Below are 21,030 nucleotides of genomic sequence, written 5' to 3' on the forward strand. Positions count from 1 at the left end.
AGATCGGGGCGGCTTTGACCAGCGCGGAGTTGTTCGCGATGACGGCCTTCAGGCGCGGCCAGTCGCTATAGTCCGCAAGGACTTCGGCCTCGTCATAAATCTCCTCGCGCTCGCAATCTGTGAGTACCTGTCGGCGTGCTGCGAACGACAGCCTCCAATACATGTGAAGGCTATTGGTCATATGTCGTGAATGTTTGTCAGGAAAAGATGTCAATTTCGCGCCCCTCCACTTGCATGTATGTCGAAATCCGAACGGGATCACCGGTTTCCATCTCGCGGAACATCAGAAGGACGGGAAGCCATTCCGACGGAATAGCGGCGCGATTGAACCATTTCCGAACGGTGTCGTACTCGGGAACGCGCACATTCCGCTGTTTTGCGGCCGCCAGAACCGCGGTCGGCGTCCGAAAGTGATCAACGAGAAAAGTGCCTGCGTCGAATGTTGCGGTGATCATGGTTGCCTGCTGGTGTAGGTCAGTTTTGATTAAAATGTCGGATATTTTGTCCGGTGTCAACCTACAAAATATGGACATTTTGTCCTTGACACCCGTTAGCTAGCGACATACAACATGCCTATCCCTAGTTCTAATGAAGGCCCGCTTATGCCCAGAGATGTCCGAACGCACCTCCCAGATGACGCCGCGACGCCTTCACGTCTGACGCCCAAACATCTCACGAAACAGCAGTTTGGCCGACGCTTGCAGAGGCTGATGCTCGATCGCGGATGGAACCAGAGTGAGCTTGGCCGACGTGCCGGCCTGCCCCGCGATAGCATTTCGATGTATATACGGGGACAGTCCATGCCCACGCCGAAAAGTCTTCAGGCTTTGGCCGACGCCGTCGGCGTCTCCCCGCAAGAGTTGCTGCCGAACCACACCGAGAGCGCGATCGATGCTGATCATCCCGAGCTTGATATTCGCGTCAGTCCGGGGTCGCCCGATACTGCCTGGTTGCGTGTCAACCGGTTAGTGACGTTGCGCACGGCGCTCGAAGTGGCGCAGTTGCTGGAAGCAGATCGACCGTTGAAAAAGGACGTGCCGTGAAGCTCCTGACCGAAGAAGAGGCGGCCGTGATCCTGCGTTGCAGTCGCTCAAAGATCAAACGGCTGAGGATGGGCGGTGAACTGCCCTATGTGCGCGGCCGGCCAGTTTTGATTGAAATGTCGGATTTGGAGGCATACGTATGGCAGAACCGAAAATCAAAAAACACGCAAACGGCCGCTACTACGTCCACTTCAGCGAGGGTCGACGTAGCCGGCGCGAAAGCTTGGCTACTCGCGAAGAAGAGGAAGCGCGCTATCGCCTTGGCATGTGGCTCAAAGAAAGGTATGGGCCGGAGCGGAAAGAAGACGGATCGGTCACCGAACTGACGATCGACGAATACTGGACGATCTACGACAAGAAGCACGTCCAGAAGAACGCCGCCGCGCCCGAGACGATCGGCTATTGCTGGAAGAACCTGAAGCAGCATTTCGGCTCTCTGACGCCATCCGAAATCGATCAGACAACCGTCGAGGACTACGAAGAGAAGCGCGTCGAAGGCGACATCGGACGGCCGTCCTCGGCGTCCACGGTGCGCAAGGAGCTCGTCGCGCTGCGCGCCTGCCTCAACTGGCACGCCAGCGCCGAGCGTGGCCGCTCCCGGCTGCTGGACGTGAAAGACCTGCCGGTCTTCGCCTTGCCCGAGGAGAGCGGCCCGCGCGAGCGCTGGCTGACGACGGAAGAGATCAAGAAGCTGTTCGACGCCGCGCGCCAGATCCGGCCGGGCGAAAAGCGCATGCACCGCGGCGAGCGGTTCCTGTGGATCGCCCTCGAAACCGGCGCGCGCAAGCAGGCGATCATCGACCTGACATGGGACCGCGTCGACTTCGAAACCCGCGTCATCCATTTCACGGATCCGAGCCGCAAGCAGACGAAGAAGAGACGGCCGTCTGTTCCGATCTCGGACGCGCTGCTGCCGCAGTTGAAGCGAATGCACGAGGAACGGATCAACGACCGCGTACTCGATCACGACAGTCAGGTATGGAAGGCCATCCAGGCGATCGTCGTGAAGGCCGGGCTGGCACCGCGCCAGCCGCGGGCGACCGGCGAGACGATCAAAGGGACCGGCATCTCGCCGCACACCTTCCGGCACACCGCAGCGACCCACATGGCGCGCCGAGGCGTGCCGCTCTATCATATCGCCGGCATCCTCGGAAACACGCTGGCGATGGTCGAGAAGGTCTACGCGAAACACTGCCCTGGTCGCCTGCGGGCCGCCGTGAACTCGATCTCAACCAGCTACGATGAGGTGCCAAAATGAAGAAAGTCGATGCGGATGAAGCTGACTATCGTCGGTGGATACGACGTGAAAACGCCGTGCCGGATCTGCGGATATTGCCTCCCGACGCGTTGTTGACACGAAACCAACTCGTCGCGCTTTCTGGCTTTTCGCTGATGGCATTCAGGAAGTGGGCTAAGCTGGGGCGTGGCCCCAAAATTACAACGGTAGAGGGGCGGCCACGCTATCGTGTCGAAGATGTTCGCGTGTGGATCCAAGCCAATCGACCCGAGCCGAGGAATTGACCGTGGATCTCTCGCCGGTCATGAGCATAAAAGAAACAGCCGAGTATCTGCGCTCTTCGCGCGGCCACGTCTACAACCTCATTCGTCGTGGCAAACTTACGGCTATCAAGGTCGGCGGGCGCACGCTGATCCGAAAAACAGAGATCGCGGCGCTGCTCGCCGCGGCACCAACGCTGACCCTCAAGAGCACGAAAACGTTTCACGCAAAATAGTCTGCGGTGAAAATTGTGTATGTTTTAAAGGGCGACAATACGGACGGAACCAGACATGGCTATGAGCATCAAAGAAACGTTCGACGCAAAGATACTGGATATTGTGTCAATCACACCCTCGTCAATTCTAGGCGAGGAGCAGTACGAAACGTATTTGCGATTTTTCCTCGCTGACGTCGCCAAAGAAAAGCACGCGGAAAAGCTGAAGTGGTATTTGATGCGCGCAGGCATGGTTGCGTTAATAAATGCCGCACGCGGAAGAGAACGGAGCCTTCTGAAGATCGAGGCCAGCGCTAAGTACAAAGCCGAAAAAGCTCGCAAAATTAAAAAATACGACGCTGAGCAGAAACGCGAGAAAAACAGGTATGCGAGAGAGTGGATGAGGGCGGACAAAGAGCGAAAGGAGTATTGCAATAAGTACTCGATACCACTCAGCGAATACGACGAACACGTTAAAACGGCATACTGCAAACAGCATTCCATACCGCGCAGCGAATATGAAATTCACGTTCAGCGCGCGCAGTGGCGGGAACAGGCCGAAAAGTTTGAGAAACAGCAAGCGGATATTAACGCTGCCATCGACAACGAGGCGAATAAGCGAGCGGCTGGTATTCTTTCTCGCTGGCTGTGCGACGGTCGTCCGCTTGGCGAATGCAGCGGTCTTGACCTAGATCGTTTCAGTGACAGGGAAAGGCGAACCGCAGCCGGCCACACGGCAAACGCACTCTTCTACGAGCGGCTCCGCGCGTTCACGCCCGACCAAGGCACTATCGCAGAAAACGTCCCGCCGCAGACGCTCCTCTCAGTCTTTGACGAAACCTTTGCCCGTGACAAGGAGGTTCTGGTTGCGCACTGATATAGAGAAAGTAGTGTCGCATCTAAAAGCTATGGGCGGCCACACTTCCGCGACATCCCTCTGCGATCGAGCAGTTCGTAACGGCATGTCGCGTCGAGATAGTCAATTGGCGATCCAGAGAGCAATTTCCATGGGCCGCATCGTAATCGAAAGGGACTGGTCCTTGCGCGCTCATTGAGCACAAGTGCCCAAATTGGGCATCGAAATCGACCTACAAGTGACCTACATCGACCGACAGAAGGCGAGTTGAGATCCTGAGAAACCAAGAAAAATATTGCCGGACAATAACCTACAGAAAACCGACAATAGTCTTGGTAAGGGAGAGGCCGAGAGTTCAAATCTCTCTAGCAGCACCATTCTTCCTCGTTTTCTTTCCATTTTCCGCACCCGTCGCCGCCTTCCTGCGCGTCTGGCCGGGCGGTTCGCCGACGACGCGTTTGAAGGCGCGGGCGAAGGCGGCCTGGGAGCCGAAGCCGAGGCGGCGGGCGGCGGTGTCGATCGACAGCTTGTCGCGGCGGAACCATTGTTCGGCAAGGCGCATGCGCAGGGCAAGCACGTAGCGCTGCGGCGTCACGCCCGTCACCTCGACGAAGCGTTTTGCGAAGACCGAGCGGGAGCTGCCCATTTCCTCAGCCATGTCGGCGAGCGTCCAGTTGCGGCCGGGCTCGCGGTGGAGGGCGGCGATGACGCGGCCGAGGCGCGGGTCGCGCAGCGCCTCGATCCAGCCGGTCGCATCGCCGCAGCCGCATTCCACCCAGCCGCGCACGATGGAGGCGGCGACCACGTCGGCAAGGCGTGCGAGGATGCCGGCCGAGCCGACGCGCTCCTCTCCCATCTCCCGCTCCATCGCGTCGAGCAGCGGCATCAGCTCGGGCTGGCGTCCGATCAGCGCGCCGACCGACATGATCTGCGGCATGAGGCCGACGAGCGGATGCAGCGTGTCGAGCTCGAACTCCATGCGACCGGTGAAGATCAGCGTGTCGTTTTCCGGGTCCGCCGTCTTGATGCAGGCCTCCACCGCCGCCACATCGGCGCAGAGCGGCTTTCGCGTATAGCTCTCGTAGTCGCGGATCTGGACATGCGGTCCGGTGACGATCTCGTGCACCTCGCCGCGCGGCAGCAGCACGGCATCGCCGCAGCAAAGTTCGCGCCCGGCCTCGCCCGGCGCGCGCAGCAGGACCTTGCCGCGGGCGACGAAATGGAAGCGGGCTTCCGGCCCCGCCGGAAAGCGGATGCCGAAGGGCGGGCTGAGCTGGAGCCGGCCGTAGCTCGCGCCGCGCAGGCGCATGCCCATCAGCAGTTCGCTGACGGGGTCGTGCAGGTTTTTTGCGGAGTCGGACGATCGATCAAACATTGCGGATAAAATGACATTGTGCGTCTTGCATTTCAACCCACCTCTTGGAGCACGCACTGCAACAGGAAAGGGATGGCAGATGACGGATGCAACAATCGCGGCGCCGCAGAGCGAAGCGGATGCGCGGCCGGCCTGGGGGGCCGTGATATCGATGACGTTCGGTGTGTTCGGGCTGGTGGGCGCGGAATTCCTCCCCGCAAGCCTGCTGACGCCGATGGCGGCGGACCTTCGGATCTCCGAGGGCATGGCCGGCCAGGCGGTGACGGCGACGGCGGCGGTCGCGCTGGCGACGAGCCTGCTGGTCACGGTGGTGACCCGCAGGATCGACCGGCGGCTCGTGCTGCTCGGCCTTTCGGTCCTTCTGATCTTCTCGAACCTCCTGGTGGCGATGGCGTCGAACCTCGCCATGCTTCTGGCTGGGCGCGTGCTGCTCGGCATGGCGCTCGGCGGCTTCTGGACGCTCTCGGCAGCGACCATGATGCGGCTGGTGCCGGAGGCCTATGTGCCGAAGGCCCTGTCGGTCATGTTCCTCGGCGTGTCGGCGGCCACGGTCTTCGCCGCGCCCGTCGGTAGCTATGTCGGCGATATCGTCGGCTGGCGGAACGTCTTTCTGGGCGCCGCCGTGCTCGGTGCGCTGGCGCTCGTCGTGCAGCTTGCGACGCTGCCCTCGCTTCCGCCGCGCGGCCATTCGCGCTTCGGCACGCTCTTCGAGGTGCTGACGCGGCCCGGCGTGGGTTTCGCGATGTTCGCGATCCTGCTCGTCTTCACCGGCCATTTCGCCTTCTTCACCTATATACGGCCGTTCCTTGAAACGGTGACGGGTCTCGGTGTCGAGGGCTTCTCGGCCGTCTTGCTGGGCTTCGGTATCGCCACCTTCTTCGGCAATTATCTCGGCGCCGTGCTGCTGGAGCGCTCCATGCGCTTCACGCTGACGATCATGCCGGTGGTGATGGGCGCGCTCGCCCTCTCGCTCTCCCTCTTCGGCGGCAGCCTTGCCGGCGATGCGGCCATGGTCGCGCTCTGGGGCCTCGCCTTCGGCGCGGTGCCGGTCGCCTGGTCGACCTGGATCACCCGCGCCGTGCCGGACGAGGCAGAAAGCGCCGGCGGCCTCTTCGTCGCCGCCATCAACTTCGCCATCGCCACCGGTGCCGCCGCCGGCGGGGCCCTGTTCGATGCGAGCGGCGTGACGAGCGTCTTCGTCGCCAGCGGCGCCGTGCTGCTGCTGGCCGCGCTCACCATCGTCTCGGCGGTGCGCACCCGGCCGGCCTGATCGCATAGGATGGCGGCGTTACCGTCCGCCATCCCGCTATTTCGTTTGCGTGCGCCTGTCTTCACCCTGTTCCCCGTCATGCTTTTCGGTCTAGAACTCCAGTCGAGGATTCTTGGAGGAGCGGCGCGTGACGATGACGGCAGGCGATTTTTCGCAGGGAACTTTTGTCGGGCGCGTCTGGCGGCCGGATGTGCAGGGGCCGGCAGTGGTGATGCTGCGCGACGGCAAGCTATGCGACATCACGTCCCGGGCCATCCCGACGATGCGGGACCTTCTGGAAACGGACGATCCGGCGGCTGTCGCCCGCGCGGCGCCCTGCGATCCGCTCGGCACGCTCGATACGGTGCTGGAGGCCTCCGTCGAGGGCGCCGGCAATTTTTCCCGCCTGCACCTGCTCGCGCCGTGCGACCTCCAGGCCGTCAAGGCCTGCGGCGTCACCTTCGCCCGCTCGATGATCGAGCGCGTGATCGAGGAGAAGGCGGCGGGCAATCCGGCGCTGGCGGACAAGGTGCGCGGCCGCGTCACCGCCATCATCGGCGACAGCCTGCGCGACCTGAAGGCGGGCTCGGAAGCCGCGGCCAAGGTCAAGGCGGCGCTGATCGAGGAAGGCGTCTGGTCGCAATATCTGGAAGTCGGCATCGGGCCGGATGCCGAGGTCTTCACCAAGGCGCCGGTGCTGGCCGCCGTCGGCTGGGGCGCCTCGGTGGGGCTGCACCCGATCTCCAGGTGGAACAATCCGGAGCCGGAAATCGTGCTGGCGGTCGACAGCCAGGGCCGCGTCAAGGGCGCGACGCTTGGCAACGACGTGAACCTGCGCGATGTCGAGGGCCGCTCGGCGCTGCTGCTCGGCAAGGCCAAGGACAACAATGCCTCGGCGGCCATCGGTCCCTTCATCCGCCTCTTCGACGAGACCTATGCGATCGACGACGTGCGCAAGGCCGATCTCGACCTCCTGATCGAGGGCGAGGACGGTTTCGTCCTGAAGGGCCGCAGCACGATGCGCGAGATCAGCCGCGATCCGCTCGACCTCGTCGCCCAGACGATCGGCAAGCACCATCAATATCCTGACGGCTTCCTGCTGTTCATGGGCACGCTCTTCGCGCCCGTCGAGGACCGCGACACCCCCGGCCAGGGCTTTACCCACAAGGCCGGCGACCGGGTGACGATCTCCAATGCCGAGCTGGGCGCCCTCACAAACACCGTGCGCCTTTCCACCGAATGCCCGCCCTGGACCTTCGGCATCACCGCGCTGATGCGCAACCTCTCCTCCCGCGGGCTCCTCTAGATGGGTGAAGGCGGCATGGATGAGACGAGCCGCAAGATCCTGCGGCTGCTGCAGAGCGAACCGGAGCTGACGGTCGCCGAGATCGGCGAGCGCGTCGGCCTCAGCCACACGCCCTGCTGGCGGCGCATCAAGGAGATGGAGCGGCAGGGCATCATCCGCGGCCGCATCGTCGCCGTCGATCCGAAGCGCGTCGGCTTCGAGGTGTCGGTCTTCTGCTTCGTGCGGCTGAAGCAGCACGACGAGGCGACGCTGCTGGAATTCGAGAAGGCGGTGAAGCACATGCCGGAGGTCGTGCAGTGCTATTCCATGACCGGCGACCATGACTATGTGCTGCGCGTCCTGACAAGCAGCGTGCGCCAGTACGAAGAGATTCTGAAGAAGGCGCTGCTGCGCCTGCCGGGCGTCGGCTTCGTCAATTCCAGCTTCGCGCTCGACGAGCTGAAGAACACGCACCGCGTTCCGATCTGACGCGAAATGAGGATGGCTTTGCGCCCAGCGGCCGCTTTTGCGGATGCCATCCCGAAACTGTGATTCGCCGTCGCGAAAATAGGGACCCGCTCCTCCCATTCCATGGGTAAGCTCCTACATATGGAGGATGGCTTTCACGGAGGAGGGCCATCGAGGAGGAGGTCATGCTCAAGCAGAGCTTTTCTCTCGAGGACAAGTATATGGCCGAGGAGGGGAGGATCTTCCTTTCCGGCACCCAGGCACTCGTGCGCCTGCCCATCGTCCAGATGCGGCGCGACCGGGCCGCGGGGCTGAACACCGCCGCTTTCATCTCGGGTTATCGCGGATCGCCGCTCGGCGGCTACGACCAGCAGCTTGCAAAGGCGAAGAAGCATCTGGCGGCGCACGACATCGTGTTCCGGCCGGGCGTCAACGAGGACCTGGCGGCCACCGCCGTCTGGGGCACGCAGCAGCTCCACCTCTCGCCGGGCGCGCGTTATGACGGCGTTGCCGGCTACTGGTACGGCAAGGGGCCGGGCGTCGACCGTTGCGGCGACGTGCTGAAGCATGCCAACGCCGCCGGCACCGCGAAACATGGCGGTGTGCTCTGTTTCGCCGGCGACGACCATTCGGCAAAGTCGTCCTCCATTCCGCACCAGTCCGACCATGCCTTCATGTCGGCGCTGATCCCGGTGCTTTATCCCTCCTCGATCCACGAATTCGTCGAATACGGCCTGCTCGGCACGGCCATGTCGCGTTATTCCGGCTGCTGGGTCGGCATGAAGTTCATCGCCGACACGGTCGAGACGACGGCCTCCGTCGATCTTGCGGGCGAGCGCCGGCAGTTCGTCATTCCGCAGGATTTCGAGCTGCCGCGGGACGGCCTCAGCCTGCGCTGGCCCGACCCGCCGTTGCCGCAGGACGAACGCCTCCAGACCTACAAGGGCTATGCGGCCATCGCCTTTGCCCGCGCCAACCGGGTGGACGAGGTGACGTACGACGTGCCGCGCGCCCGCTTCGGCATCATCGCCTCGGGCAAGGCCTATGAGGATGTGCTGCAGGCGCTGAAGGAGCTTTCCCTCGGCCCGGCCGAGATGGCCGAGATCGGCATGCGCATCTACAAGGTCCGCATGCCCTGGCCGCTGGAGCCGGATGGGGTTCGCGACTTCTCGCAGGGGCTGGAGGAGGTGCTGGTCGTCGAGGAACGCCGCGAGATCATCGAGAACCAGATCAAGCAGCAGCTCTTCAACTGGCATCACGGCGAGCGGCCGCGCATCGTCGGCAAGTTTGACCATCAGGACAAGCCGTTCCTGCCGCTGTCGGAGGCTTTGTCCGTCGGCATGGTGGCGCGGGCGATCGCCGCCCGTCTCCTGCAGTTCGATTTCGATGCCGGCCTGAAGACGGTCATTTCCGACGAGCTCGCCTATCTGCTGCAACGCGAGAAGATCCGCAAGGCGCACACGGCGCCGGTCGAGCGCGTGCCCTATTTCTGCTCCGGCTGCCCGCACAACACCTCGACGAAGGTGCCCGAGGGAAGCCGCGCCACGGCCGGCATCGGCTGCCACTACATGGTGCAGTGGATGGACCGTGACACCAAGACCTTCACCCATATGGGCGCCGAGGGCGTGCCGTGGTCGGGCATCGCGCCCTTCAGCGACGAGAAGCACATCTTCGTCAATCTCGGCGACGGCACCTATTATCATTCCGGCATCCTGGCGATCCGCCAGTCCGTCGCCGCCGGCGTCAACATCACTTACAAGCTGCTCTACAACGACGCGGTCGCCATGACCGGCGGCCAGCCTGTCGATGGCCCGCTCAGTCCCGAGGTGATGACGCGGCAGCTGCATGACGAGGGCGTGGCGCCGATCTACCTCGTTTCCGACCACCCGGACGCCTATCCGCCGGCGATGCTCGCGCCCGGCGTCATCGTGCGCCATCGCGACGAGATGGACCGGGTGATGCGCGATATCCGCGAGGCACCCGGCTGTTCCGCCATCGTCTACGTGCAGACCTGCGCGGCGGAAAAGCGCCGCCGCCGCTCGCGCGGCCTGATGGCGGACCCGCCGGTCCGCCTGGTGATCAATCCGGCGGTCTGCGAAGGCTGCGGCGACTGTTCCACCCAGTCGAACTGCGTCTCCGTCGAACCGCTCGACACGGAATTCGGCCGTAAGCGCAAGATCAACCAGTCGACCTGCAACAAGGACTATTCCTGCCTCAAGGGCTTCTGCCCGTCCTTCGTGACGGTCGAGGGCGGCCGGCTGCGCAAGGCAGCGCGCTCCAACCCGGACATGACCGGCATTGCCGAGCCCGACATCGTGCGGATCGGCGACCGCGCCTATAACATCGCGATTGCCGGCATCGGCGGCACCGGCATCCTGACGATCAGCGCCATCCTCGGCATGGCCGCCCATCTCGACGGCAAGGCGCCGATGATCCTCGACATGGCGGGCCTTGCCCAGAAGGGCGGCGCCGTCATGAGCCACCTGCGCATCGGTCTTTGCGATGAGGATGTCTCCTCGCCGCGCATCGTCACGGGCGGTGCGGATCTCCTCCTGGCCGCCGATGACGTGGTGGCCGCCTCGAAGGATGCCGTCACGCTCTGCGACCACCACCGCACGACGGGCGTCGTCAACACGAAGCTGACGCCGGTCGCCGATTTCGTGCGCAAGCGGGACTTCGATTTCCGCCGCCGCGATGTCGAGGGCACGGTGCGCGCGGCGCTGCGCGACCCCTCCCATCTTCTCGATTTCACGACGATCGCCGAGAAGGTGGCCGGCAATGCCATGGCGACGAACATCCTGATGACGGGTTTTGCCTGGCAGAAGGGGCTGATCCCGCTGACGCGCCAGTCGATCGAACAGGCGATCGTGCTGAACGGCGTCGCCGTCGACGCCACGCTCTCCGCCTTCGGCTGGGGCCGCCTGATCGCCGCCGACCCGGCCCGCGCCGAATGCCTGCTCACCCCCGGAAAGCCCGCCGCGACGCTGGAGACCATGGCGCCGGACGCGCTGGTCGCCCATCGCATGAAACACCTGACGGCCTATCAGAACGCCGCCCTGGCCGATCGCTACAAGGCGCTGGTCGAGCGCGTGCGCCAGGCGGAACGGGCGCTCGGGCCGGACGACCGGCTGATCCGCGCCGTCGCGCATGTCTATGCCCAGCTCCTTGCCTACAAGGACGAATACGAGGTGGCGCGGCTCTTCACCGATCCGGCCTTCAAGCAGGGGCTGGCCGAGCAGTTCGAGGGCAAGTACAGCATCGCCTTCAACCTCGCACCGCCCTTCCTGAAGGGCGAGGATGCGAACGGCCGTCCGCGAAAACGCCGCTTCGGCCGCTGGATGCTGCCGGCCTTCGGCCTGCTCGCCCGCCTGAAGGGCCTGCGCGGCACCGCCTTCGACCCGTTCGGCCGCACGGGGGAGCGCCGCATGGAGCGCCAGCTCATCGCCGACTACGTGGCACTCACCGAGCATGTGCTCGAAAACCTCTGTCGCGAGAACCTCGACGCCGCCGTTGCGCTGCTGTCGCTTTACGGCGAAATTCGTGGTTACGGCCCGGTGAAGGAGGCGGCGGTGAAGCGGGTGCGGGCGCGCGAGGCGCAAATGCGCCTGGCCTTCGACACGGCAGGACAACACAAGGCGGCCGCCTGAGGTCGCGATGGTGCCGGTCATCCGGCTCCGCAATTTGAGGAAGCAGGCGGATGCCGGGGCATCCGACCGGGGAGGACGGACATGTACGATGCTGCAATGAGCTTCGGGCTTGGTGAGGAAATCGACGCGCTCAGGGAGAGCGTCCGGCGTTTTGCGAGCGACCGCATCGCCCCGCAGGCGGCGGAAATCGACCGCAGCAACACCTTTCCCATGCCGCTCTGGCGCGAGCTGGGCGATCTCGGCCTGCTCGGCATCACCGCGCCGGAAAGCCATGGCGGGTCCGGCATGGGCTATCTCGCCCATTGCGTGGCGATGGAGGAGATCAGCCGCGCCTCCGCCTCGGTGGGCCTCAGCTATGGCGCCCACTCCAACCTCTGCGTCAACCAGATCGTGCGCAATGCCAGCGTCGCTCAGCGGGAAAAGTACCTGCCGAAGCTGATCTCCGGCGAGCATGTCGGCGCGCTCGCCATGTCGGAGCCGGGCGCGGGCTCCGACGTCGTCTCGATGAAGCTGCGCGCCGAAAAGTGCGGCGACCGCTATGTGCTGAACGGCAACAAGATGTGGATCACCAACGGGCCGGATGCGGATGTGCTTGTCGTCTATGCCAAGACGGATCCGGAAGCCGGCCCGCGCGGCATCACCGCCTTCCTCATCGAAAAGGGGTTCAAGGGGTTCTCGACGGCGCAGAAGCTGGACAAGCTCGGTATGCGCGGCTCCAATACCTGCGAACTCGTCTTCGCCGATTGCGAGGTGCCGGAGGAAAACGTGATGGGCACCGTCGGGCGCGGCGTCAACGTGCTGATGTCCGGCCTCGATTATGAGCGCGTCGTGCTCTCGGGCGGCCCGCTCGGCATCATGGCCGCCTGCCTCGACGTGGTCATCCCCTATCTGCACGAGCGCAAGCAGTTCGACCGGCCGATCGGCGAGTTCCAGCTGATGCAGGGCAAGGTGGCCGACATGTATGTCGCCCTCAACGCCGCGCGCGCCTATGTCTATGCCGTGGCCGCCGCCTGCGACAGGGGCGAGACCACGCGCAAGGACGCCGCCGGCTGCATCCTGCTCTCCGCCGAAAGCGCAACGAAGCTAGCCCTCGAGGCCATCCAGGCCCTCGGCGGCAACGGCTATATCAACGACTATCCGACGGGCCGCCTGCTGCGCGATGCGAAACTCTACGAGATCGGCGCCGGCACCTCGGAGATCCGCCGCATGCTCATCGGCCGCGAAATCTTCCAGGAGACGCTGTGATGCCGGTCATCCCCTCGGCCGTGAACATCCGCAGCGAGACCTTTGCGGCGAACCGCAAGGCCATGCTGGAGGCACTCGCCCTGGTGGAGGCGGCGGCGGGCCTTGCCATGGATGGCGGCGGGGCGAAGGCGCGCGAGCGCCACGTTTCCCGGGGCAAGCTCCTGCCGCGCGACCGCGTCGCGCAATTGCTCGATCCCGGCTCCGCCTTCCTCGAAATCGGCCTCACCGCCGGCCACGGCCTCTATGACGGCGCCTCGCCCTCCGGCGGCATGATCGCCGGCATCGGCCGCGTCTCCGGCCGCGAATGCATGATCGTCTGCAACGATGCGACGGTGAAGGGCGGCACCTATTATCCCATCACCGTGAAGAAACATCTTCGCGCGCAGGAGATCGCCGCGGAGAACCGGCTGCCCTGCATCTATCTCGTCGATTCCGGCGGCGCCAACCTGCCGAACCAGGACGAGGTCTTCCCCGACCGCGATCATTTCGGCCGAATCTTCTACAACCAGGCGCAGATGTCCGCCGCCGGCATTCCGCAGGTCGCCGTCGTCATGGGCAGCTGCACGGCCGGCGGCGCCTATGTGCCGGCCATGAGCGACGAGACCGTCATCGTCGAGAACCAGGGCACGATCTTCCTTGCCGGCCCGCCGCTGGTGAAGGCGGCAACGGGCGAGGTGGTGACGGCCGAGGATCTCGGCGGCGGCGACGTGCATACCCGCCTTTCCGGCGTCGCGGACCATCTCGCGCGCGACGACCGCCATGCGCTCGCGATTGCCCGCCAGATCGCGGCCAATCTCAATACGCATAAGCCGGAGTTTACGAAGGTCGGCGACGGCGATGCACCGCTTTACGACCCGGAAGATTTGCTCGGCATCGTGCCGGCCGATACCCGCACGCCCTACGACGTGCGCGAGGTGATCGCCCGCGTGGTGGATGGCTCGCGCTTCGACGAGTTCAAGGCGCGCTTCGGCACCATGCTCGTCTGCGGCTTTGCCGCGCTGCACGGTCTTCCCGTCGGCATCATCGCCAACAATGGCGTGCTCTTCTCCGAGGCCGCCCTCAAGGGCGCGCATTTCATCGAGCTCTGCGCCCAGCGCGGTATCCCGCTTCTCTTCCTGCAGAACATCACCGGTTTCATGGTCGGCCGCAAATACGAGGCCGAGGGCATCGCCAAGCATGGCGCGAAGCTCGTTACCGCCGTCGCGACGGCGAAGGTGCCGAAGATCACCGTCCTGATCGGCGGCTCCTACGGCGCCGGCAACTACGGCATGTGCGGCCGGGCCTATTCGCCGCGCTTCCTCTGGACCTGGCCGAACAGCCGCATCGCCGTCATGGGCGGCGAGCAGGCAGCGGGGGTGCTGGCGACCGTCAGGCGCGAGGGCATCGAGCGCGCCGGCGGCAGCTGGAGCGCCGAGGAGGAGGCCGCCTTCAAGCAGCCGACCATCGACATGTTCGCCCGGCAGAGCCACCCGCTCTATGCCTCGGCACGGCTCTGGGACGACGGCATCGTCGATCCGCGCAAGACGCGCGACGTGCTGGCGCTTTCGCTCTCGGCGGCGCTCAATGCGCCGGTCGAGCCCACTCGTTTCGGCGTCTTCAGGATGTAGAGGAGGGAATGCCATGAACCGCGAAACCATCAATGCCAAGAACGCCCCCACCCCGCGCGGCGGTTATTCGCAGGCCGTCAAGATCGAGGATTTCAAGAAGCTGCTTTTCATCAGCGGCCAGATTCCCGTTTCGGACGATGACAAGGTGCCGGAAACGTTCGAGGAACAGGCTCGGCTCGTCTGGCGCAACATCGATGCGCAGCTGAAGGCGGCGGGCATGTCCAAGGCCGATCTCGTCAAGGTGACGACGTTTCTCTCCGACCGGCACCACGCGACCGCCAATCGCGAGATCCGCAGCGAATATCTCGGCGCCATCGCCCCGGCGATGAGCGTCGTCATCTGCGCGATCTTCGATGAGAAGTGGATGCTCGAGGTCGAGGCCATCGCGGCACAGTAACGCGTGGGACCCGTCCCGCGTTTCCCTATCCGTTTTGCCGGAGGCAGGATGTTCAGAAAGATCCTCATCGCCAACCGCGGCGAAATCGCCTGCCGCGTCATCCGCACCGCCCGCCGCATGGGCGTTGCGACGGTCGCCGTCTATTCCGACGCCGACCGGCAGGCCCTGCATGTCGCCATGGCCGACGAGGCGATCCGCATCGGCCCGGCGGAGGCGGCGAAAAGCTATCTGGACATCCCCGCCATCATCGCGGCTGCCAAGGCGAGCGGCGCGGAGGCGGTGCATCCCGGCTACGGCTTCCTCTCGGAGAACCCCGATTTCGTCGAGGCGGTGGAGGCGGCCGGCCTCGTCTTCATCGGCCCCTCGGCAAACGCCATCCGTGCCATGGGGCTGAAGGACGCCGCCAAGGCGCTGATGGAAAAGGCCGGCGTGCCGGTCGTGCCGGGCTATCACGGCGAACGGCAGGAGGCCGATTTCCTCGCCGGCGAGGCGGAGGCGATCGGCTATCCGGTGCTGATCAAGGCCCGCGCCGGCGGCGGCGGCAAGGGGATGCGGCGGGTGGAGCGGCCTGCCGAATTTATCGCCGCTCTCGAAAGCGCCCGGCGCGAGGCGGAAAGCGCTTTCGGCGACGGCCGCGTGCTGGTCGAGAAATACATGGCAAAACCCCGCCATATCGAAGTCCAGGTCTTCGGCGACGGGCACGGCAATGTCGTGCATCTCTTCGAACGCGACTGCTCGCTCCAGCGCCGGCACCAGAAGGTCATCGAGGAAGCGCCCGCGCCCGGCATGACGGCGGAGATGCGGGCCGTGATGGGTGCGGCCGCGGTGCGCGCGGCGGCGGCCATCGGCTATAGCGGCGCCGGCACCGTCGAATTCATCGCCGACGTCTCCGAAGGCCTGCGGCAGGACCGCTTCTACTTCATGGAGATGAACACGCGCCTGCAGGTCGAGCATCCGGTGACGGAGGCCATTACCGGCCTCGATCTCGTGGAATGGCAGCTGCGTGTCGCCGCCGGCGAGCCCCTGCCGAAGCGGCAGGAGGACCTTGTCATCGACGGCTGGGCCTTCGAGGCCCGGCTCTATGCGGAAAACCCGGCTCGCGACTTTCTGCCGGCGACCGGCCGCCTCACCGTCTTCGATCTGCCGGGCGAAGCCCGCATCGATTCGGGTGTGCGCGCGGGCGACATCATCACCCCCTATTACGACCCGATGATCGCCAAGGTGATCACCCATGGCCGCAACCGCAAGGAGGCGCTGGCGCGGCTCGAAGCGGCACTCGCCGCCTGCCGCGTCGGCGGACTGACGACCAATGCCGGTTTTCTCGCTCGTCTCTGCCGCCTGCCGGCCTTCGCCGCGGGCGATGTCGATACGGGCCTCATCGGCCGGGCCGGCGAGGGACTGCTGGCCGATCCGGATGCCTCCGAGGAGGTCTTTGCGCTCGCCGCTCTCTCGGCGCTCGGCTTTCTCGACGCGCCGGCCGATCCGGATCCGTGGGGTCATGTCCGCGGTTTCCGCCTGTGGGGGAATGCGGCCCAGACCGTCTTTCTCGATCATGGCGGCGCGGAACATGCCTTGCGTGTCACCACGCTTGGCAAGGATCACTTCCGCATCGACCATGACGGCATGGCAACGGATATCCGCGTGCAATCGGCGGATGGCCGTGCCGTCCAGGCGGATTTCGACGGGCATCTCCTGCCCGCGACGATCCACCGGGAAGGCGCCGATATCGCCGTCTTCTTCGCCGGCCACGGCCATGCCTTCGCGGTCACGCAGGAGGCCGGACATCAGGGCGAGGCGGCGGCAGGCGGCGACCGGCTCCTGGCCCCCATGCCGGGGCTGGTGCGCATCGTCTCCGTCGCGCCGGGCGCGCGCGTCGCCCGCGGCGATGCGCTGGTGACCATGGAGGCGATGAAGATGGAGCTGGTGCTGGCGGCCCCGCGCGAAGGCGTCGTGGCTGCGGTGCCCGTCGCCGTTGGCGACCAGGTGGCCGAAGGCGCGCTGCTCCTGGCGCTGGAGCCGGAGGAGGCCGCATGAGCCGGCGCGTCGAAATCGTCGAGATGGCCGCCCGCGACGGCCTGCAGAACGAGAAGGCGATCATCCCCGCCGCCGACAAGATCGCGCTGATCGATCGCCTGTCGGATTGCGGCTTCCGGCGCATCGAGGCGACGAGCTTCGTCAGCCCGAAATGGGTGCCGCAGCTTGCCGACGGGGCCGAGGTGATGGCCGGCATCGCGCGTCGGCCCGGGGTTTCCTATGCGGCGCTGGTGCCCAACATGAAGGGCTACGAGGCGGCAAAGGCTGCCGGTGTCGACGAGGTTGCCGTCTTCCTCTCCGCCTCCGAAGGCTTTTCGCGGGCCAACCTCAACTGCTCGATCGCCGAAAGCATCGAGCGTGCCCGGCCCGTCGCCGACGCAGCGAGGGCGGACGGCATTCCGCTGCGCGGCTATGTCAGCTGCGTCGTGCAGTGCCCCTATGACGGCCCGGTGGAGCCCGCCGCCGTGGCGCGGGTGACCGGGCAGTTGCTGGATCTCGGCTGCCATGAGGTGAGCCTCGGCGACACGATCGGCCGCGCCCGCCCGGAAGAGGTCGCGGCCATGCTGGCCGTCGTAACTGCCGCCGCCGCGCCGGAGAAGCTCGCCGGCCATTTCCACGATACGGGCGGGCTGGCGCTCGACAATATCCGCGTGGCGCTCGATCATGGGCTCGCCGTCTTCGATGCCTCGGTCGGCGGGCTCGGCGGCTGCCCCTATGCGCCGGGCGCGCGCGGCAATGTGGATACGCTGGCCGTGGCCGACATGCTGGCAGGGCAAGGCTATGAGACGGGGCTGGATCGCACGCGGCTCCTCGCCGCCGCCGCCTTCGCCCGCCGCATCGCCGGCAAGGAGGCCCCCGGCGCGCGGGCCTAGAGCAATTCCAGCAAAAGGGCGCAACGGTTTGCGTCCGGAATTGCGTTAAGACAAAGAGAGCATTTCCGGCCGAAGTGGCACCGCTTCGGCGCCGGCTAATGCGGTGGAAACAAGAATCTGGAGCCGTTCCAGTCCGGATGTTCGGTGTTCAGCCAGGAGGAGATGCCGTCATGAATTTCGAGACGATTTCCGTATCCGTCGACCGGCGCGGCGTGGCCGCGCTGACGCTGCGCCGCCATGCGCAGCACAATGCGCTGTCCGGCCTGATGATCCGCGAACTGACGGCCGTTGCGGGTCTTCTCGGCGAGGACCGCGCAGTGCGCCTCGTCGTGCTGACGGGAGAAGGGGAAAGCTTCTGCGCCGGCGGCGATCTCAACTGGATGAAGGAGCAGATCGCCGCCACGCGCGAGGAGCGCATCGTCGAGGCGAGACGGCTCGCCTTGATGCTGAAGGCGCTGCGCGACCTGCCGAAGCCGCTCGTCGCTCGGGTCAATGGCCAGGCCTATGGCGGCGGTGTCGGCCTCGTCAGCGTCTGCGATGCGGCGATCGCCGTGGAGGGCGCGCGCTTCGGCCTGACGGAAACCCGCCTCGGCCTCATCCCGGCGACGATCAGCCCCTATGTCGCCGCCCGCATCGGCCCCGCCGCCTTCCTTCGCCTTGCGACGTCCGCCCGCCTGTTCGATGCGGCGATGGCGCGGGGCATCGGGCTCTTGAGCCGCGTCGTGGCGCCCGACTCGCTGGACGAGGCGGTTGAGGCGGAGATCGCCCCCTATTTCGCGGCGTCTCCCGAGGCGGTTGCCGCGACGAAGGCCCTTGCGCATGCGCTCGCTTCGCCGATCGACGAGAAGGTCATCGAGATGACGCTGACGCGGCTGGCCGATACCTGGGAAACGCCGGAAGCGGCGGAAGGGATCGCGGCGTTTCTGGAGAAGCGCAAGGCGGGGTGGGTGCTGGCGGATACGGCGAGGTAATGTTCCGGTGACGTTGCGGCTCTGGCTTGGCCCCTCACCCTAACCCTCTCCCCGCAAGCGGGGAGAGGGGACGTGCCCCACGAGCCGTTATTGCTTGAGGAAACCGGCGCGGCACATCCCCTTCGCCCCGCTTGCGGGGAGAAGGTGCCGGCAGGCGGATGAGGGCAGCGCCCCGCTACTCGATGAACACCCTGACGCTCGCCGCCCGCCCGGCGGCGTCGATGACGGTCAGCGTCGAGAAACCAGCGCCCTCCGGCATCCACTGCGTCGTGCGCCGGCGCGAGGCATCGGGCAGGACCTTGCCGTTGGCAAGCCAGCGGAAGGGTGCGCGGCCGCCCTGGAGCTTGAGCACGAGCGGTGAGATGGCCGCGCCCGTCGTCGCGCCGAGCTCCACATGGGCGCCTTCCGGCGGATAGACGATCTCTGGCGCCGGTTCGCGCGCCGTCGTGGCGACGAGGCCGCTTGCGGTGGTCGAGAAACGGCGAAGGCTCGCCGGCAGCTCTGATTGTGCAATGCGCACCGCGCCGGCCGGTGCTCGCGGCAGCGCGGTGATGGCGAGGCCGGACCGGGCGAAGGCTTCGAACAGGATGGGCGCGGCGGCGCCATAGCCGGTCAGGCCCGGCACGGCCCCGTTGTCGGCCCGGCCGACCCAGACGCCCAGCACATGGCGGCCGTCATAGCCGACGGACCACGCATCGCGATAACCGTAGCTCGTGCCGGTCTTGTAGGCGATGCCGAGGCGGCGGCTGCCGGTCGGCGGCGTGACGCCGGAGAGCGCATCCGAGACATGCCAGACGGCGACGGGATCGAGCAGCGGGTCGCCCGTCATCACCGCCGCGTCGCGCACGATGCCGTCGCCGAGACGCACCGGCATTCCGCGATTGGCAAGCGCCGCGTAGAGCTGGGTGAGATCGCGTAGCGTGATGCCGACGCCGCCAAGGCCGATGGCAAGGCCGGGCGTTTCGCCCGGCGGCAATTCGGGGTGCACCTCGGCGCGGCGGAAGCGCACCATCAGCCGCGTCGGGCCGACCGCCTCCAGGAGGCGCACGGCGGGCACGTTCAGCGACAGCTGCAGCGCCTTGCGCACGCTGACGTCGCCCTGGTAGGTCATGTCGAAATTGCGCGGCCGGTAGCCGGAAAAATCGGCCGGCCGGTCCTCGACGATGGTCTCCTGCGCGACGAGGCCTTCCTCGAAGGCGAGGCCATAGATGAAGGGCTTCAGCGCCGATCCGGGCGAGCGGCGGATGCGCGTCATGTCGATCCAGCCGGCGCGGCTGCCGTCGAAATAGTCCGCCGAGCCGACCTCGCCGAGGATTTCGCCGGTGCGGGCATCGGCCATCACCATCGCGATCGAGACCTTCGGGCCGAGCCGCTCGGCCGCCTCGCGCGCCACCGTCTCCAGCCCGTCCTGCACGGTGCGGTCGAGCGTCGTCTTGTGTTCGCTCGCCCTGGCGTCCTTGCGCAGCGCAAGCTCCGAAAGGTGCGCCGCATAGGCGGGAAGCTGGCGGCGGCGGTCGGGCACCGCCTCGGCGCTCGCGCGCTCCGCCTCGCCTTCGCCGATGATCTCGGAAACGGCCATGCGGGTGAGCACGCGCTCGCGCGCCTTTTCCGCGACGGCACGGTGGCGGTCCGGCCGGCGCTTTTCGGGAAGCTGCGGCAGGGCGACGAGAAGGGCGGCTTCGGCGACGGAAAGACGCTTCGGCTCCTTGCCGAACCAGGCGAGGCTCGCGGCGCGCACGCCCTCCAGGTTGCCGCCATAGGGGGCGAGCGTCAGGTAGAGATCGAGGATCTCGGCCTTGGAGAGGCGCCGTTCGAGCTGGATGGCGCGCGCCATCTGGCGCAGCTTGGCCAGCATCGAGCGGTTCTCGCGCGGCTCGATCAGCCGGGCAACCTGCATGGAGAGCGTGGAGGCGCCGGAGACGATGCGGCCATTCGTGACGAACTGCCCGGCCGCGCGCAGCAGCGCCAGCGGATCGACGCCCGCATGCTCGTGGAACCGCCGGTCCTCATAGGCGACGAGCATGCGCAGGAACTGCGGATCGACATCGGCGGCCGTGGTCTTCAGCCGCCAGAGCCCGTCCGGCGTCGCGAAGGCGCGCAACAGGCGGCCGTCCCGGTCGAGCACTTCCTTCGAGACGATATCCGCCACGTCGACCGGCGGCGGATAGGCGCGATCGGCATGGTCGAGCCCGGCGGCAAGGGCGGCGATGAACGCCGCCCCGCCGAGGGAGCCGATCAGGAGCTTGCGCCAGAGCGCCATCGGCCGGGC

General features: G+C 65.9%; 18 protein-coding genes and 1 pseudogene. 16 read left to right on the forward strand and 3 right to left on the reverse strand.

Going from position 1 to position 21,030, the window contains the following annotated elements; genetic code table 11:
- Positions 1-197 precede the first annotated feature (197 nt).
- Entirely contained in the window at positions 198-455 is a 258-nt protein-coding gene (locus tag AABF56_RS22075) for a hypothetical protein (protein WP_338341895.1), read from the reverse strand.
- Between the two features lie 147 nt (positions 456-602).
- On the opposite strand from AABF56_RS22075, the gene AABF56_RS22080 reads away from it, so the two are divergent.
- The 6 genes and pseudogenes from AABF56_RS22080 to AABF56_RS22105 all read left to right on the forward strand — a co-directional run bounded on the left by AABF56_RS22080 (position 603) and on the right by AABF56_RS22105 (position 3,632).
- Positions 603-1,043 carry a helix-turn-helix domain-containing protein gene (locus AABF56_RS22080; protein WP_338341896.1) on the forward strand — a complete coding sequence of 147 codons (441 nt, stop codon included), beginning with the start codon at positions 603-605 and terminating at the stop codon, positions 1,041-1,043.
- 26 nt (positions 1,044-1,069) lie between these two features.
- Positions 1,070-1,135 (forward strand): annotated as a pseudogene (locus AABF56_RS22085) (helix-turn-helix domain-containing protein); the annotation flags it as partial.
- Between the two features lie 47 nt (positions 1,136-1,182).
- A complete protein-coding gene (locus AABF56_RS22090) occupies positions 1,183-2,301 on the forward strand; it encodes a tyrosine-type recombinase/integrase (RefSeq protein WP_338341897.1) in 1,119 nt (372 codons plus the stop codon).
- Positions 2,298-2,564 carry a helix-turn-helix transcriptional regulator gene (locus AABF56_RS22095; protein ID WP_338341898.1) on the forward strand — a complete coding sequence of 89 codons (267 nt, stop codon included), beginning with the start codon at positions 2,298-2,300 and terminating at the stop codon, positions 2,562-2,564. The genes AABF56_RS22090 and AABF56_RS22095 overlap by 4 nt, the downstream gene beginning before the upstream one ends.
- Before the next feature lie 2 nt (positions 2,565-2,566).
- A complete protein-coding gene (locus AABF56_RS22100) occupies positions 2,567-2,776 on the forward strand; it encodes a helix-turn-helix domain-containing protein (RefSeq protein ID WP_338341899.1) in 210 nt (69 codons plus the stop codon).
- 55 nt (positions 2,777-2,831) lie between these two features.
- Positions 2,832-3,632: a hypothetical protein gene (locus tag AABF56_RS22105; RefSeq protein ID WP_338341900.1), complete on the forward strand. Its 801-nt coding sequence runs from the start codon at positions 2,832-2,834 to the stop codon at positions 3,630-3,632.
- Between the two features lie 334 nt (positions 3,633-3,966).
- Here AABF56_RS22105 and AABF56_RS22110 read toward each other — a convergent pair whose 3' ends face one another.
- On the reverse strand, positions 3,967-4,986 hold the full coding sequence (locus tag AABF56_RS22110; RefSeq protein WP_263193561.1) for an AraC family transcriptional regulator: 1,020 nt from the start codon (positions 4,984-4,986) through the stop codon (positions 3,967-3,969).
- Positions 4,987-5,065: 79 nt separating this feature from the next.
- Between AABF56_RS22110 and AABF56_RS22115 the strand changes: the two genes are divergently transcribed.
- The 10 genes from AABF56_RS22115 (at position 5,066) to AABF56_RS22160 (ending at position 18,761) form a co-directional block, all read left to right on the forward strand.
- Positions 5,066-6,256, forward strand: a complete 1,191-nt coding sequence (locus AABF56_RS22115) for an MFS transporter (RefSeq protein ID WP_272804343.1) — start codon at positions 5,066-5,068, stop codon at positions 6,254-6,256.
- A gap of 133 nt (positions 6,257-6,389) precedes the next feature.
- Positions 6,390-7,541, forward strand: coding sequence for a fumarylacetoacetate hydrolase family protein (locus tag AABF56_RS22120; protein ID WP_272807393.1), 1,152 nt, complete (start codon positions 6,390-6,392; stop codon positions 7,539-7,541).
- Between the two features lie 15 nt (positions 7,542-7,556).
- Positions 7,557-8,009 (forward strand): Lrp/AsnC family transcriptional regulator, encoded by a 453-nt coding sequence (locus tag AABF56_RS22125; RefSeq protein ID WP_024270192.1) that lies wholly within the window; start codon positions 7,557-7,559, stop codon positions 8,007-8,009.
- A gap of 164 nt (positions 8,010-8,173) precedes the next feature.
- Positions 8,174-11,635 carry an indolepyruvate ferredoxin oxidoreductase family protein gene (locus tag AABF56_RS22130; protein WP_272804344.1) on the forward strand — a complete coding sequence of 1,154 codons (3,462 nt, stop codon included), beginning with the start codon at positions 8,174-8,176 and terminating at the stop codon, positions 11,633-11,635.
- Positions 11,636-11,731: 96 nt separating this feature from the next.
- The gene (locus tag AABF56_RS22135) at positions 11,732-12,880 is read left to right on the forward strand and encodes an isovaleryl-CoA dehydrogenase (RefSeq protein WP_272807394.1); all 1,149 of its coding nucleotides are present in this window, start codon (positions 11,732-11,734) and stop codon (positions 12,878-12,880) included.
- Positions 12,880-14,487, forward strand: a complete 1,608-nt coding sequence (locus AABF56_RS22140) for a carboxyl transferase domain-containing protein (RefSeq protein WP_272804345.1) — start codon at positions 12,880-12,882, stop codon at positions 14,485-14,487. Before AABF56_RS22135 ends, AABF56_RS22140 begins: the two co-directional genes overlap by 1 nt.
- Positions 14,488-14,500: 13 nt before the next feature.
- Entirely contained in the window at positions 14,501-14,884 is a 384-nt protein-coding gene (locus AABF56_RS22145; RefSeq protein ID WP_244767435.1) for a RidA family protein, read from the forward strand.
- Positions 14,885-14,932: 48 nt separating this feature from the next.
- Positions 14,933-16,918 (forward strand): acetyl/propionyl/methylcrotonyl-CoA carboxylase subunit alpha, encoded by a 1,986-nt coding sequence (locus AABF56_RS22150; protein ID WP_272804346.1) that lies wholly within the window; start codon positions 14,933-14,935, stop codon positions 16,916-16,918.
- Positions 16,915-17,790 (forward strand): hydroxymethylglutaryl-CoA lyase, encoded by an 876-nt coding sequence (locus tag AABF56_RS22155; RefSeq protein WP_272804347.1) that lies wholly within the window; start codon positions 16,915-16,917, stop codon positions 17,788-17,790. Before AABF56_RS22150 ends, AABF56_RS22155 begins: the two co-directional genes overlap by 4 nt.
- Positions 17,791-17,960: 170 nt before the next feature.
- Entirely contained in the window at positions 17,961-18,761 is an 801-nt protein-coding gene (locus AABF56_RS22160; RefSeq protein WP_272804348.1) for a crotonase/enoyl-CoA hydratase family protein, read from the forward strand.
- Positions 18,762-18,936: 175 nt separating this feature from the next.
- On the opposite strand, the gene pbpC is transcribed toward AABF56_RS22160, so the two are convergent.
- Positions 18,937-21,021 carry a penicillin-binding protein 1C gene (gene pbpC / locus AABF56_RS22165; RefSeq protein ID WP_272804349.1) on the reverse strand — a complete coding sequence of 695 codons (2,085 nt, stop codon included), beginning with the start codon at positions 21,019-21,021 and terminating at the stop codon, positions 18,937-18,939.
- Positions 21,022-21,030: the final 9 nt, after the last annotated feature.

The organism is Shinella sp. WSC3-e (genome assembly GCF_945994535.1).
Classification (GTDB): domain Bacteria; phylum Pseudomonadota; class Alphaproteobacteria; order Rhizobiales; family Rhizobiaceae; genus Shinella; species Shinella yambaruensis.

Bases quoted from the DNA above. Each gene is read 5' to 3' on its own strand.
- AABF56_RS22075 (WP_338341895.1), bottom strand. From the start codon at position 455: ATGATCACCGCAACATTCGACGCAGGCACTTTTCTCGTTGATCACTTT.
- AABF56_RS22080 (WP_338341896.1), top strand. From the start codon at position 603: ATGCCCAGAGATGTCCGAACGCACCTCCCAGATGACGCCGCGACGCCT.
- AABF56_RS22090 (WP_338341897.1), top strand. From the start codon at position 1,183: ATGGCAGAACCGAAAATCAAAAAACACGCAAACGGCCGCTACTACGTC.
- AABF56_RS22095 (WP_338341898.1), top strand. From the start codon at position 2,298: ATGAAGAAAGTCGATGCGGATGAAGCTGACTATCGTCGGTGGATACGA.
- AABF56_RS22105 (WP_338341900.1), top strand. From the start codon at position 2,832: ATGGCTATGAGCATCAAAGAAACGTTCGACGCAAAGATACTGGATATT.
- AABF56_RS22110 (WP_263193561.1), bottom strand. From the start codon at position 4,986: ATGTTTGATCGATCGTCCGACTCCGCAAAAAACCTGCACGACCCCGTC.
- AABF56_RS22115 (WP_272804343.1), top strand. From the start codon at position 5,066: ATGACGGATGCAACAATCGCGGCGCCGCAGAGCGAAGCGGATGCGCGG.
- AABF56_RS22120 (WP_272807393.1), top strand. From the start codon at position 6,390: ATGACGGCAGGCGATTTTTCGCAGGGAACTTTTGTCGGGCGCGTCTGG.
- AABF56_RS22125 (WP_024270192.1), top strand. From the start codon at position 7,557: ATGGATGAGACGAGCCGCAAGATCCTGCGGCTGCTGCAGAGCGAACCG.
- AABF56_RS22130 (WP_272804344.1), top strand. From the start codon at position 8,174: ATGCTCAAGCAGAGCTTTTCTCTCGAGGACAAGTATATGGCCGAGGAG.
- AABF56_RS22135 (WP_272807394.1), top strand. From the start codon at position 11,732: ATGAGCTTCGGGCTTGGTGAGGAAATCGACGCGCTCAGGGAGAGCGTC.
- AABF56_RS22140 (WP_272804345.1), top strand. From the start codon at position 12,880: ATGCCGGTCATCCCCTCGGCCGTGAACATCCGCAGCGAGACCTTTGCG.
- AABF56_RS22145 (WP_244767435.1), top strand. From the start codon at position 14,501: ATGAACCGCGAAACCATCAATGCCAAGAACGCCCCCACCCCGCGCGGC.
- AABF56_RS22150 (WP_272804346.1), top strand. From the start codon at position 14,933: ATGTTCAGAAAGATCCTCATCGCCAACCGCGGCGAAATCGCCTGCCGC.
- AABF56_RS22155 (WP_272804347.1), top strand. From the start codon at position 16,915: ATGAGCCGGCGCGTCGAAATCGTCGAGATGGCCGCCCGCGACGGCCTG.
- AABF56_RS22160 (WP_272804348.1), top strand. From the start codon at position 17,961: ATGAATTTCGAGACGATTTCCGTATCCGTCGACCGGCGCGGCGTGGCC.
- pbpC (WP_272804349.1), bottom strand. From the start codon at position 21,021: ATGGCGCTCTGGCGCAAGCTCCTGATCGGCTCCCTCGGCGGGGCGGCG.